This window comes from Pedobacter lusitanus (assembly GCF_040026395.1).
In the GTDB taxonomy this organism is placed as follows: Bacteria; Bacteroidota; Bacteroidia; order Sphingobacteriales; family Sphingobacteriaceae; genus Pedobacter; species Pedobacter lusitanus.
In genome coordinates this window covers 5,227,004-5,241,045 of the sequence record NZ_CP157278.1, presented here as the reverse complement: position 1 = coordinate 5,241,045, position 14,042 = coordinate 5,227,004, and the positions used below count along the sequence as shown (strand labels likewise).

Annotated in this window: 10 protein-coding genes and 1 pseudogene; 7 read left to right on the top strand and 4 right to left on the bottom strand. The window is 38.8% G+C overall.

Features of this window, described 5'->3' with window-relative positions; all coding sequences use genetic code 11:
• Positions 1–305 precede the first annotated feature (305 nt).
• The 5 genes from PL_RS22565 to PL_RS22545 all read left to right on the top strand — a co-directional run bounded on the left by PL_RS22565 (position 306) and on the right by PL_RS22545 (position 7,211).
• Complete coding sequence (locus tag PL_RS22565) at positions 306–1,484, top strand: acetyl-CoA C-acyltransferase (RefSeq protein ID WP_041886776.1); 1,179 nt, start codon at positions 306–308, stop codon at positions 1,482–1,484.
• A gap of 84 nt (positions 1,485–1,568) precedes the next feature.
• Positions 1,569–2,477, top strand: coding sequence for a hypothetical protein (locus PL_RS22560; protein ID WP_041886774.1), 909 nt, complete (start codon positions 1,569–1,571; stop codon positions 2,475–2,477).
• 110 nt (positions 2,478–2,587) lie between these two features.
• Positions 2,588–4,249 (top strand): peptide MFS transporter, encoded by a 1,662-nt coding sequence (locus PL_RS22555; protein WP_041886772.1) that lies wholly within the window; start codon positions 2,588–2,590, stop codon positions 4,247–4,249.
• A gap of 71 nt (positions 4,250–4,320) precedes the next feature.
• Positions 4,321–6,237 (top strand): peptide MFS transporter, encoded by a 1,917-nt coding sequence (locus PL_RS22550; RefSeq protein ID WP_041886769.1) that lies wholly within the window; start codon positions 4,321–4,323, stop codon positions 6,235–6,237.
• 242 nt (positions 6,238–6,479) lie between these two features.
• Positions 6,480–7,211: a polyprenol monophosphomannose synthase gene (locus PL_RS22545; RefSeq protein WP_041879190.1), complete on the top strand. Its 732-nt coding sequence runs from the start codon at positions 6,480–6,482 to the stop codon at positions 7,209–7,211.
• Between the two features lie 19 nt (positions 7,212–7,230).
• Here PL_RS22545 and PL_RS22540 read toward each other — a convergent pair whose 3' ends face one another.
• From PL_RS22540 to proS, 4 genes and pseudogenes are all read right to left on the bottom strand, one after another.
• Complete coding sequence (locus tag PL_RS22540) at positions 7,231–7,743, bottom strand: YdeI/OmpD-associated family protein (RefSeq protein WP_041879187.1); 513 nt, start codon at positions 7,741–7,743, stop codon at positions 7,231–7,233.
• An 82-nt stretch (positions 7,744–7,825) separates the two neighbouring features.
• Complete coding sequence (locus PL_RS22535; RefSeq protein ID WP_041879184.1) at positions 7,826–8,605, bottom strand: TIGR02757 family protein; 780 nt, start codon at positions 8,603–8,605, stop codon at positions 7,826–7,828.
• A gap of 129 nt (positions 8,606–8,734) precedes the next feature.
• Positions 8,735–9,880: pseudogene (locus tag PL_RS22530) on the bottom strand (cystathionine gamma-synthase); the annotation flags it as partial.
• A 27-nt stretch (positions 9,881–9,907) separates the two neighbouring features.
• Positions 9,908–11,380 carry a proline--tRNA ligase gene (gene proS / locus PL_RS22525; RefSeq protein WP_041879178.1) on the bottom strand — a complete coding sequence of 491 codons (1,473 nt, stop codon included), beginning with the start codon at positions 11,378–11,380 and terminating at the stop codon, positions 9,908–9,910.
• Between the two features lie 107 nt (positions 11,381–11,487).
• On the opposite strand from proS, the gene PL_RS22520 reads away from it, so the two are divergent.
• Both PL_RS22520 and PL_RS22515 read left to right on the top strand, forming a co-directional pair.
• Positions 11,488–12,459, top strand: coding sequence for a hypothetical protein (locus tag PL_RS22520; RefSeq protein WP_160292071.1), 972 nt, complete (start codon positions 11,488–11,490; stop codon positions 12,457–12,459).
• A gap of 16 nt (positions 12,460–12,475) precedes the next feature.
• The gene (locus PL_RS22515) at positions 12,476–14,011 is read left to right on the top strand and encodes an OmpP1/FadL family transporter (protein ID WP_041879175.1); all 1,536 of its coding nucleotides are present in this window, start codon (positions 12,476–12,478) and stop codon (positions 14,009–14,011) included.
• Positions 14,012–14,042: the final 31 nt, after the last annotated feature.

Below are 14,042 nucleotides of genomic sequence, written 5' to 3'. Positions count from 1 at the left end.
CAATTAAGCAGATATTTAATGGTCTGAAAAATTAAAAATCCCAATAATTTAAAAATCATCTGACGCAATCTGATTATTAATTCCGGCACTATTAATCTCATAAAATTCAACACAAAAAACAACCATATAAGGCTAAGATGATCCGGAAAGTTAATCCAGCATGGATAACAGATATGCAGGTGATTAAACTTCACATAGCAGGTCAGGCTATATTTAAGGTCTTTTTATTGTAGGTTTTAAAAAAGACCTTTCTGAGCAAATTTTAAATTATTAGATTTGCCCATAACCAAATTTAATAGAGACAAATGAGAGAAGTAGTTATCGTATCAGCATTAAGAACACCAATTGGAAGTTTCGGCGGTTCGCTGTCAGGTTTTACAGCTACCCAGCTGGGCGGTTTTGCTATTAAAGCTGCTGTTGAAAAATCAGGGATCAAACCTGAAGATGTACAGGAAGTATATATGGGTAATGTCTTATCTGCTAATGTAGGTCAGGCTCCAGCAACTCAGGCAGCCAAATTCGCTGGTTTACCTGATGTTCCTTCTACTACAATTAATAAAGTATGCGCTTCTGGCACAAAAGCAATTATGCTTGCGGCACAGAGCATCACTTTAGGACAAAATGATATTGTTGTTGCCGGTGGAATGGAAAGTATGAGTAATGTTCCTTATTACCTGGATAAAGCAAGAACAGGATATAGATTAGGACATGGACAAATCACAGACGGTCTTGTTAAGGACGGTTTATGGGATGTTTATAATGACTATCACATGGGTTCTGCTGCAGAACTATGTGCCTCTACCTATAATATCAGTCGTGAATCACAGGATAATTATGCTGTCAATTCTTATAAAAGGGCACAGGCTTCAATAAACGATGGCAAATTCAATGCAGAAATCATACCTGTAGAAGTTGTTGACCGCAAAGGAAATGCAACTATCGTTGATAAAGATGAAGATGTATATACTGTTAACTTTGATAAATTACCTGGCTTAAAACCAGTATTTAAAAAAGATGGTACAATAACCGCAGCAAATGCTTCTGCATTAAATGATGGTGCTGCAGCATTGGTTTTAATGAGTGCTGATAAAGCAAAAGAACTTGGTCTAAAACCACTAGCCCGCATATTAAGCTATGCAGATGCACAACAGGCTCCGGAATGGTTCACAACTGCACCTTCCAAAGCGATTCCATTAGCTTTACAAAAAGCTGGAAAAAGCATTGCTGACGTAGACTTCTTTGAGATCAATGAGGCCTTCTCTGTCGTTTCATTGGCAAACAATCAGGAAATGGGGTTATCTGAATCTAAAGTAAATATCAATGGCGGTGCAGTTGCAATGGGACATCCGCTTGGTGCTTCCGGAGCACGTATTGTTGTCACACTGCTATCTGTTCTGGACCAGAATAACGGTAAGATCGGTGTTGCGGGGATTTGCAATGGCGGTGGTGGCGCAAGTGCACTGGTTATTGAAAAATTAAATTAATCAGACCATCATGTGCCTTAGAACACAAACAATAATTATTAGCACATGATAGCTTCCTTATCATCCAAAAACAATTATGTACTAATGAAAAAGGTTTTTAAATCTTTTTTAATATTAATCCTGATGAGCTGTGCAGCAACAGATGTCTCTGCACAGCTTAATCCGGGTGCAGAGTCGCTGAATAAGTATCAGGATTCTTTACTTAAAATCACCCGCACCTTATTTTCTGCCCCAAGTAATGCTGATCGCTTTGCACAAAATGCAAACTTCATCAAAACACTTGTAACAGCACTTAAGACACCTTCATCATTTGATTTCGGTTTTGATTCTCTGCAAACCATATCTGTAGTAAAATCACCAGATAATGCTTTCCGGATTTTTTCCTGGTATATACCTACTGTAGAAGGAACCTATCGTTTTTTTGGTACTGTTCAGATAGCTACTAAAGATGGAAAGCTAAAATTATTTCCATTGATTGATGAAACAGATCAAATTAAAGATAATAACCAGATTACCAGCAACAAACAATGGTATGGTGCACGTTATTATGAAATAATTCCATTGATTGTAAGTGGTCAGAATACTTCATATGTACTGCTGGGCTGGAAAGGAAATAACAATAAAACCTCTAAAAAAGTAATCGAAGTGCTCTCTTTTAAAAATGATGAGCTTCAGTTTGGAAAAGCAATTTTCCAGGGTCCTAAAAACACCGAGGTTAAGAACAGAATTGTATTTGAATACAATAAACTGAATTCCATGACTTTAAGACTGGACAAAAAAGAACAGATGATTGTATTTGATCACCTTGCTCCTTTTGACACCAACATGGAAGGAAATTTTGAATACTATGCTTCTGATTCCAGCTTTGATGGTTACCGTCTGGTCGGTAATCAATTAAAACTGATGGAAAATATCGAATTAAAGAATGATCCGAATGAAAAGGATGATTTCTATATAGATCCTAAACCCAAAGAAATTCCAGTAAAAAATTAACTTTAAAGCAAAACACAGCCTCCATAGGGTTTAAATTTGTGATTACGGGGTCATGTCCTTATATTGCGCGATGCGTCTATTCGCTAACACACACCTAATTTTTGAAATTGATGAATGAAACCATTAAAGTAAAGCATCCGAGAGGACTGACTTTTCTTTTCCTGTCCGAAATGTGGGAACGTTTTGGATATTACCTGATGATAGGGATCTTTACCCTGTATTTAAAAGATGTTAAAGCAGGTTTTTCGATGACCGAGGCTGAATCTGCCGACCTTTATGGTACGTTTATAGCACTTGTATTTCTTACCCCCTTTCTAGGTGGGTTAATTGCCGACAGGTATTTGGGTTATACCAAATCCATCATATTGGGTGGTCTGTTAATGGGTATTGGGTATTGCATGATGGCCATACACAGTCTGCCGGTCCTTTATCTTTCCATGACGCTGGTTATTATCGGAAATGGTTTTTTCAAACCAAATATCTCTACTCTGCTGGGTAATATTTACTCTACCCCCGAATACTCAGATAAAAAAGATGAAGGCTATAATATATTCTATATGGGTATTAATATAGGAGCCTTTATCTGTAATTTCTTTGGTGCAGCGCTATACATCATGCTGGGATGGGGTTATGCATTTATTGCAGCCGGAGTAGGAATGTTTATTGGTGTTGCCATATTTATTTATGGGATGAAACACTACAGAGCTTTTGACATTAAAAAAGGTGTAAAAGAAGGAGACATGTCTTTCCTGAAAATTATATTAGTCATATTGGTTCCATCAGTTATTGCTGGTGTAATAGGCTGGGTACTTCCAACCAAACTAATGGGACATGCACTGGTTGGTTCCGCTTCTACTGATGCTTTTATCTTTGCCTGCGTACCTGTAATTTATTTTTACGGTTCCTTACTTGCTAAAGCAGATAAGGACGAAAAAAGGCCTATTGCAGCTTTACTGACAATATTTGCTGTAGTTATTCTTTTCTGGGCCGTATTTAAGCAAAACGGGACTGCATTAACTACCTGGGCTGATCGTTATACAGACAGACACCTACAAAATCCTGTTGCAGAAAAAACATTTTCTAAACTAAATTTCTCACAAAACTTCACCTATTCGAAAGACTCTATACCTTTATATGACCAGGCATTCCGTATTCAAAAGAAAGACGGAATTGTGTTAAAAGAATATAATTACCCAACATATTTCAAGAATATCCCAGCAGATAAACTTCCTGCTGAAGGTGGTAAAGTTGAACTTTGGGCAACAAATCTAAGTCAGTCCATCAATCCTGCATGGGTAATTTTACTGACTCCCTTAGTAGTCGCCTTTTTCACGTGGCTACGTAACAGAAACAGCGAGCCAAGCACGGCTACAAAAATTGCATTCGGACTGTTTATTTCAGCACTTTCGGTATTGGTAATGATCGGTGCGGTTTACTCTGGCAGTAACGGTACAGAAAAGGTTTCTGTGCTCTGGCTGGTTGCAGGTTATGGAGTAATTACTATTGGTGAGCTGTTTTTGAGCCCAATGGGACTTTCTCTCGTTTCTAAGCTAAGTCCGGTAAGGATTACCTCACTGATGATGGGCGGATGGTTTCTGGCCACGTCAATTGGAAATAAATTGTCTGGTGTACTGGCTACGCTTTGGGATACTTATGAAAATAAAGCCAACTTTTTTTGGGTAAATTTCAGTCTACTTCTTTTCTCCGCTATTATAGCATTTAGCCTTTTAAAATGGTTAAACGGTATCATGGAAGAAAAAGGAATAAAATAGTTACCGGGAATAACCAATAATTAGAATTAATTTGCAAACTTTTAATTTAACTAAACTATAATACAACATTTATGGATCAATCTGAAATCCTTAAGCCAGGGCAAGTAGAATCTGCTCAGACAGGCCATCCAAAAGGATTATATGTGCTGTTCGCTACCGAGATGTGGGAACGTTTCAATTACTACGGTATGCGCGCTATTTTGGTGCTTTTTATGACCAAAGCCTTATTATTTGACAAAGCGTTTGCGTCAAATTTATATGGAAGTTATACAGGACTTGTATACCTGACTCCATTAATTGGTGGTTTTATAGCCGACAGATACTGGGGAAACAGAAGATCTATTGTAACCGGAGGTATACTTATGGCATTGGGAGAGCTGATTATGTTCGGCTGTGCTTCCCTATATCATTCAATGCCTGATATTTCCACATTTCTATTTTTTACAGGTTTAGGTTTCATGATTTCAGGTAATGGTTTCTTTAAACCAAATATCTCTTCAATGGTGGGGCAGCTTTACCCTAAAAGTGACCGCAGAATTGATGCAGCCTATACAATTTTCTATATGGGAATCAATGTAGGTGGTGCATTGGGACCATTTATTTGCGGATATTTTGGTGATACAGGTAACCCGGCTGACTTTAAGTGGGCTTTCCTTGCTGCTGCAGTAGCTATGGCTATCGGTGTTCTGGTTTTTATCAATTTCAGAGATAAGTATGTACGTGATCCGAATGGAGATCTTTTAGGTCTGACACCAGCTAATCCGGGAGATAAAAAGGTTTCACCAGTCCTGGTTTATCTAGGTTTGTTTGCCTTTTCTGCTTTATGTGTTGGTATGTTATATATTGACGCTAAAATTGTAAGCTACCTGAGTTATTTGCTGATACTTGCTGTAGTAGGAATTGCGATCATGATCTTCACGGATAAAACGCTTTCTAAAATTGAAAAGAAAAAGATATCCGTAATTTTCATCGTTGCATTCTTCGTATTATTCTTTTGGAGTGCATTCGAGCAGGCAGGAGCTTCCTTAACATTCTTCGCTGAAGAACAGACTCAGAGAAATTTAGGTTTCTTTACTGTTCCATCCAGCTGGTTCCAGTCTTTAAATTCAATTTTTGTAGTTGTATTTGCACCAGTATTTGCCTGGTTGTGGATCAAATTAGGTAGAAAAGAACCTTCTGCACCTACTAAAATGGCCTTAGGTTTAATGCTGCTGGCACTGGGATACCTTGTTATCGCAACTGGTGTTAAAGATGTTGGTGCAGGAATAAAAGTAAGTATGATCTACCTGATTGGTATGTATGCTTTTCATACCTGGGGAGAGTTATGTCTTTCGCCAATTGGTTTGTCCCTGGTAAATAAACTTTCTCCGCTAAAACTTTCATCTCTTTTAATGGCAGTGTGGTTCCTTGCTAATGCAGGTGCAAATGTACTGGCAGGTAAATTAAGTTCTAAATATCCTGAAGAAGAAGCTAAAATAGCAGAATATAAAGTTAGTCCATTGGTATTAACAAACAGTGCTATTGACTGGCAGCAGGTTGCAAACAACAAAAAGGATATCCAGCAATGGAACCTGAGCACCGTTAAAAAGAATTCTCACTCATTGAGTCCTGATTCTTTAGTAGCACTTTCAATTACATCTGCCCACCCTTCAATTACTATTGACACTAATAAAGTTAACAGAATCTCTCCTAAAAAACTTAGTGAGAAGGAAATTGAAAAACTTGCTGTTGCCGGAGAAAAAGAAGGTAAATTCTTACTGGGTACAAATGCAGCTCAAACAGAAATATATATTGTTAAGGGTAGCGACAAAACTGCATCTGTAGTAGAAGTTTATAACCTTAATCCTGAGAAACCTACTTTCCTGGGCTATACAATTAAAAATCTTTATGATTTCTTTATGCTATTCGTAGTAATGGCAGGTATTGCCTCTGTTATTTTGTTTTTCATCACTAAGTGGTTACAAAAAACAATGAATGCGACCAGTTAGTCAATAAGAGATTCTAATCATTCAAAATAAAAAATACATCAATCATTGATGCAAGCACAAACAAAACCATAAAGAGAGATCTTTGTGGTTTTGTTGTAAACAGCCATTTTACAAAATTTGACTAAATACCCTCTTTTCATCTGTGATAATGTTAAGTGATGTTAAATCAGCTGATAATTACCTGAATTTCGATTTTAATCAATATTTTCGCACATAATTTTATAACCCCTTATACCACACACGTGTCAGATAGCCTAGTCATCATTCCCACCTATAATGAAAAAGAAAACATTGAGAAAATTATCCGCAAGGTATTTAGCCTGAGTTTTTCTTTTGATATTTTAATCATCGATGACGGATCCCCGGATGGCACAGCCGATATTGTAAAAAAACTACAACAGGAGTTCCCCGGCTTGCACATGGAACAGAGAACCGGGAAACTAGGTTTAGGCACAGCTTATATTCACGGCTTTAAATGGGCATTACAGCATTCCTATGCCTATATATTTGAAATGGATGCAGATTTCTCTCACAATCCCGATGACCTTTTTAAACTTCGCGAAGCCTGTGTAAATGGTGGAGATGTTGCTATCGGTTCAAGATATGTAAGAGGAGTTAATGTGGTTAACTGGCCGATGAGCAGAGTACTGATGTCTTACTTTGCTTCTATGTATGTAAGATTCATCACGAGAATCAATATTCAGGATGCTACAGCTGGATTTAAATGTTATAAACGGATTGTATTGGAAACTATTCCTTTTGACAAGATTAAGTTTGTAGGCTATGCATTTCAGATCGAAATGAAATTTACAGCGATAAAATATGGCTTCAATGTAGTGGAAGTACCCATTATATTTACAGACAGAACGGAAGGAACCTCAAAAATGAGTACAAGGATTTTCAGAGAAGCATTTGTAGGAGTTATACAGATGAAGATAAGCAGCTGGTTCAGAGATTACAAAAGAGTTTCTTAATCTCTCTTTGAGAACCCATTTAAGCCTCTTTTCCTTTATTGCTCCGCATCATCTCAGAGAAAGTCTGCTGCTTATCCATAGCGATAACAATCTGAGTGAGACGCTTAATACGGGTAGGTTCGGTTTTGGCACTATTGAGCCAGGTGATATAATAGTTTTGATGAGATTTGGGCAATTTCAGGAAATTCTCCAGACAATACCTTTCATCAAGCAGACATAGTTCCAGATCTTCAGGCATTTCAATCCTGAAGGTTTTATCTTCTGCTAACTCCAGACGGAGCATTGCTCCCTCTTCTTTTTTCAGTTGTTTACGCAAATTCGCATTTAGGGCCAGAATGTAATCTCCCTCCCCCATTGGGATAAGAGACAGCCCTTTTACTGGCACGGTATCAAGAAACCCCTCGACACGAAAGCTTTTCCGGTAATCCTTCTTTATCTGAGCAGCTATTTCCATTGGAATTACGACGTAAGTCCAGCCGGTTTTTTCACCCATTTTAGAGAACCGTTCTATTTCGGCTTCAAAAGTTATCATTCACCCTCTGTTTTTTTTAAATTGATATATACTTTTCATCCACTAATCAAATTCAGACTATCCATTTAAAGATAAAGAATTTTTAAAATTTCTCTTCCACCCCAAGTCCAAATAGAGCGAAATCATATTTTACAGGGTCCAGCGGATCAAATTTACTAAGCTCAGCAGTAAGCTCTACAGCAGTTCTCCAATCAGTCTGTTTACGCGTAATCAGATCAAGACGACGGGCAACACGGTCTACATGTACGTCACATGGGCAGATCAGATCTGCAGGAGAGATTGTATTCCAGAGACCAAAGTCCACACCGGTCTGATCCTTACGTACCATCCAGCGTAAAAACATATTCAGTCTTTTGCAGGTGGACTTCTGAAGTGGCGAAGAGATATGTTTTACCGTCCGGCGGGGAGAATCCGGGAGACTAAAAAAATAACTGCGAAAATGATTAAGGGCATTTTCAGCAGTGAAATTTTCCTGATGACTGAAATTATCAGGAAGAAAAGCTGTTTCCAAACTATCGGAAACCGTATAATGATGTTTAAAGAATGAAATAAAATATAACAGATCAGTATCGTTAAATGTCCTGTGTTTAAAGTTCAGTAAACGACGCAGGTCTTCATCACCGTGATACAGCATAAAGTTGTAAGGCTCATTATCCATACGTTCAAACAGATCAGTACATTTATTGATAATCGTCTTTCTTTGTCCCCAAGCCAAAATTGCCGCAAAGAATGCAGCAATTTCTATATCCTGTTTTTTAGAAAAACGATGTGGAATACAAATCGGATCATTAGTAATAAAGTCTGGCTTGTTATATTGAGCCACTTTAATATCCAGGAAGTCCTTGAGTTCTAAAAATTCCAATGGGTTTTATTTATAGAAGCCAGTTTAATCTCCCTGAAGATTTTAAACTGGCTCATTGTGTATAATTATGACATGAATATCAGATACCTGATTATTCAATATTTCACTGCTTCCAGGAGGTGATCCTGTCTAGCTTAATGCCTGTGCCAGATCTGCTAAAAGATCATCAATATCTTCTACCCCAACACTTAAACGCAACAGGTTATCAGTCACACCAACTTTTTCACGCTCTTCTTTAGGAATAGAACCATGAGTCATTGTAGTCGGGTGATTAATCAAAGACTCTACCCCACCTAATGATTCTGCCAATGTAAATACCTTGAAAGAAGATGCTACTCTGAAAGTTTCTGCCAGATCTGCTCCTTTTAACGTGATAGAAACCATTCCACCAAAACCACGCATTTGTTTTTTTGCGATGTCATGGTTAGGATGATCCTCAAAACCAGGCCAGTAGATTTTATCAATTTTAGGATGGTTCTTAAGAAAATGCGCTACCTTCTCGCCATTTTCACAATGTGCTTTCATCCGCAGGTGCAGGGTTTTAATTCCTCTTAAAACAAGAAACGCATCCTGAGGACCTGGTGTTGCTCCGCATGCATTGTAGATAAACCAAAGATCTTTATATAACTGATCATCGTTTAATAGCAATGCACCCATAACAACATCTGAGTGACCACCAATATATTTGGTAACTGAGTGCATTACAATATCAGCTCCAAGATCAATCGGGTTCTGTAAATACGGTGAAGCAAAAGTGTTATCCACTGTAAGGATCAATCCCTTTTCTTTAGTAATCTTAGCTACGCCCTCAATATCGATAATCTGCATAGTTGGATTTGTAGGTGTCTCAATCCATACCAGTTTGGTTTTATCATTGATATACGGCAGCATATTTTCTGGTTTTGATAAATCCAGGAAATGAAACTTAATACCATATTTAGCATATACTTTAGTAAAGATACGATACGATCCTCCGTAAAGATCATTACCGGTAATAACCTCATCTCCTGGCTGCAATAAACGCATTACAGTATCAGTAGCCCCCATACCTGAAGAGAAAGCCAAACCATATTTAGCATTTTCCAGGGCAGCAAGACAATTTTCCAGTGCCTGACGGGTTGGGTTTGTACCTCTCGAATATTCAAACCCCTGATGATCACCCGGCGCTTTTTGCCAGTAAGTAGAGGTCTGATAAATCGGAGTCATTACCGCTCCTGTTGTTGGATCAGGTTCCTGACCTGCATGTATAGCTTTCGTTGCAAATTTCATGTTGCTCTTTTTTAAATTTTCTGATGCCGTAGCTTAGTAAGCACGGGCGAATAAAACACGTTGAACAGATGGTTTACCTGAGTAAATACAAATCCCGTCTTCTAACTTATTATCTAACGGAATACATCTGATTGTAGCCTTCGTTTCTTCTTTTATTTTTTGCTCTGTTTCCGGAGTACCATCCCAATGTGCTGAAATAAATCCGCCTTTACCGTCTAAAAGCTCTTTAAACTCAGCATAAGTATCAGCAATAGTAATATGCTCTTTTCTGTAATCAAAAGCTTTTTTATAGATATTCTCCTGAATTTCATCCAGCAACTGAAGAATATATGTATCCAGACCTTCCTGACTTACTGTCTTTTTCTCTCCTGTATCTCTTCTTGCTAATTCTACAGTGCCATTTTCCATATCCCGGCCACCAATAGCCAGACGAACCGGTACACCTTTCAATTCGTATTCTGCAAATTTGAATCCCGGACGTTGAGAATCCCTGTTGTCATATTTTACTGAGATACCTAATTTTTTCAATTTTGGTGTCAGTTCATTAACATAAGCAGAAATGTTATCAAAATCTTCATCATTTCTGTAAATAGGCACTATAACTACCTGTATCGGCGCTAACATTGGAGGAAGAACCAATCCCTGATCATCACTATGTGCCATAATCAATGCACCGATCATACGGGTAGATACCCCCCATGAACTTGCCCATACATGATCAATTTTTCCTTCTTTGTTGGTAAACTTTACATCGAAAGCTTTAGCAAAATTCTGTCCTAAAAAGTGAGAAGTACCTGCCTGTAAAGCCTTGCCATCCTGCATTAATGCCTCTATACAATAAGTATCCAGTGCACCTGCGAAACGCTCATTAGCCGTTTTCACACCTTTTACGACTGGCAAAGCCATCCATTTCTCAGCGAAATCTGCATATACTTCAAGCATCTGTTTGGTTTCAGCAACTGCTTCTTCAGAAGTAGCATGAGCAGTATGACCTTCCTGCCATAAAAATTCTGTCGTACGCAGAAAAAGACGTGTACGCATCTCCCATCTTACCACATTTGCCCATTGGTTAATCAATAAAGGTAAATCACGGTAAGACTGCACCCATCCTCTGAAAGTGTTCCATATAATGGTTTCAGAAGTTGGTCTTACAATCAGTTCTTCTTCTAATTTAGCTTCAGGATCAACAATAATATTGCCCTCTCCGTCATTTTTAAGACGGTAATGTGTCACAACTGCACATTCTGTCGCAAAACCTTCTACGTGCGCCGCTTCCTTAGAAAAAAATGACTTAGGAATGAATAAAGGAAAATAGGCATTACTGTGCCCCGTATCTTTAAATTTCTGATCCAAAACAGCCTGCATTTTCTCCCAAATGGAATAGCCATAGGGCTTTATAACCATACATCCTTTTACCGCGGAATGTTCTGCCAGATCGGCTTTCATAACAATGTCGTTATACCACTGGGAATAATCCTCGTTTTTACTTGTAATACCTTTGCTCATAACTGTTTGGAACGTTTATTGTGTTAAATAACTTGCATGCTAGGCTACAAATTTATAAATTTATGCCTACAAAAAAACTGTTTACACACACAAAGAACTCACATATTATGAAACCTAACCATTTATTTTCCAGCATGCTGGTTGTAGCGGCACTCGCCGTCTCCTCCTGTTCTGCTCCTCAAATGGCCCAGCAAACTCGTCATAATGACGACGTTTACGGATCAACCGCAAGGGCGGTAGAGTATACTGCCCCCGAGCGTACCTATTCATCACAATCAGTAAATGACGGATATAATGATGGTGATGATTATTATGGCAGCAGTGATTTATATGCTGACATGGATTATTCTTCACGTATCAACAGATTTTATTACGGCAGTCCATACAGAGGCTACTATGATCCTTTCTATTATGATGGGTTTTATGGTGGCGGATATGGTTACTCTCCTTATTACTCAGGTTTAGGCTTTGGATTAGGGTTTGGTAATGGCTATTACGGCAGTTCATGGGGTTTAGGCTTTGGATATGGCTGGGGTAGCGGATTTTACTCTCCTTTCTATTCTCCCTGGGGATGGGGCGGTGGTTACGGCGGCCTGTGGGGCGGTGGCTATTATGGTGGTGGATTATGGGGCGGCGGCTACTGGGGTGGCGGTTATTATGGCGGAGGCTATTATGGCAGACGTTATAACAGTACTTACGCACCAAGAAACGCCAGAGGAAGTGATAACTACAACTACGGAAGAGGTAACTACAACGGTTCCGGTGCAAGAGGATATGACGCTAACGGCAATTCTTTACCAGGCAGAAGATCATCACGCGGTGACGGATCATCAGGATATAATAACGGATCATCAAGTTACAACAGAGGCTATAACGCAAGAAGTAATGGTTACGGTACTTCCAGATCTTCTTCTCAATCTTCTACAAGACCAGACAGATCACGGAGCTACACTCCTCAAAGGAGTTCTGAAAGATCTTCTTATACCCCATCTTACTCAGGCGGCAATTATGGCGGCGGCGGTGGCGGAAGAACTGGTGGCGGCGGCGGCGGTGGTGGTCGCGGAGGACGTGGTAATTAATAATCTAACATTGTAAATGAAAAAATTCGTACAACTCCTGGTGGTAGCTATAGTAGGTACTACAGGTAATATTTATGCTCAAAATGGCACATATGCAGGTGATGCATTAAGATTCTCCCGCACTGATTATGGTAGTTCAGCAAGATTTAAAGGCTTAGGTAATGCACAAATAAGTTTGGGTGGTGATATCAGCTCAATTGGTGGTAACCCTGCCGGATTGGGTATGTTTACCCGTTCTGAATTTAGCGTTACTCCTGAATTCAACAATACCAAATCTGATGCAAGCTTTCTTGGCCAAAACACAAAAGACACTAAAAACCGCTTAAACCTTAATCAGGCAGCTGTTGTCTGGTACAATCCTGTTGTCAGACCAAAAGGATCTAATTTAAATAAGGGAGTGCTTAGTGTGGTTTGGGGAATAGGTTTTAACAGAAATAATGATTTCGGAGGTAACTTTAGCTATGCAGGAACAAACAATAACAGTTCAATGGCAGATGCTTTTGCAGAAAGAGCCAATGGCGTTCGGGAACCTGATTTAGCCGGAGCTCCGGGTATGGCGTTCGATAACTATCTGATCGATCAGAAAAGTGGTGATAACCTTTCTTACGTACCTGCAACCAGCCAGACCAATAAACAGAGTAAAAGTGAAAGCAGAGTAGGATCAACTTCTGAGCTTAATTTCTCCGGAGCTATAAACATCTCCAACCAGCTGTACCTGGGTGCAAGTATCGGCTTTGTCAATATGCGTTATATTAATGATGGAGTTTATACAGAACAGGGAACAATCATTAATACACTGGCTCCGGGAGCACCTGTACCAGCCCGTCCAAATATTCAGGTTGGCAGAAACTATGACCTGGCCTATTCAACCAGTCAGCATACAACAGGATCCGGGATTAACGGTCGTATAGGTATCATCTACAAACCAATTAATGAAGTAAGACTTGGTGCTACTTTTCAGGCTCCGACCTGGATGCACGTAGAAGAAGATTATGCAGAAGTTTTAAATACCCGTTTCTCTCAGGGCGGAGCAGTAGTAGATACCCGTCTTAATAATGTATACAACAGTAATTTCAATTATAATCTGCGTACTCCATATAAAGCATCTTTTGGAGGTAGCGTAATTATAGCACAAAATGGATTAATCAGTGCTGATATTGATTACGTTGATTATAAGTCAACTAAACTTTCTGTAAGTGATGGCTATTCTGCACTGATCGGAGAGAATAATGACTATATCAAACAGAATTATAAAAGTGCTGTTAACTACAGAATCGGTGGTGAATACAGAATTGACAACTTTAGTCTGAGAGCAGGTTATGGTTTAAATGGTACTCCTTATAAAAGCGATGATAAAAACGTATTTGATGTAAAATATTATTCAGGAGGTTTAGGTTACCGCGTTAATCAGTATTATGTGGATGTAGCTTATCAGCGTACAGAAACTACCAATACTTTTGCACCATATGAGCTTAATAATTTCTCAGAGCCAATAGCAACAGCTAAGGTGGCCAGAAATAATGTCTTTTTAACTGTGGGAGTTAAATTCTAATCCCTAAAGTTCTTATCAAAAAGGCCCCTTC

Excerpts from the sequence above, each read along its gene's own strand:
- PL_RS22520 (WP_160292071.1), top strand. The coding sequence starts at position 11,488 with ATGAAACCTAACCATTTATTTTCCAGCATGCTGGTTGTAGCGGCACTC.
- PL_RS22565 (WP_041886776.1), top strand. The coding sequence starts at position 306 with ATGAGAGAAGTAGTTATCGTATCAGCATTAAGAACACCAATTGGAAGT.
- PL_RS22555 (WP_041886772.1), top strand. The coding sequence starts at position 2,588 with ATGAATGAAACCATTAAAGTAAAGCATCCGAGAGGACTGACTTTTCTT.
- PL_RS22540 (WP_041879187.1), bottom strand. The coding sequence starts at position 7,743 with ATGATAACTTTTGAAGCCGAAATAGAACGGTTCTCTAAAATGGGTGAA.
- PL_RS22560 (WP_041886774.1), top strand. The coding sequence starts at position 1,569 with ATGAAAAAGGTTTTTAAATCTTTTTTAATATTAATCCTGATGAGCTGT.
- PL_RS22515 (WP_041879175.1), top strand. The coding sequence starts at position 12,476 with ATGAAAAAATTCGTACAACTCCTGGTGGTAGCTATAGTAGGTACTACA.
- proS (WP_041879178.1), bottom strand. The coding sequence starts at position 11,380 with ATGAGCAAAGGTATTACAAGTAAAAACGAGGATTATTCCCAGTGGTAT.
- PL_RS22550 (WP_041886769.1), top strand. The coding sequence starts at position 4,321 with ATGGATCAATCTGAAATCCTTAAGCCAGGGCAAGTAGAATCTGCTCAG.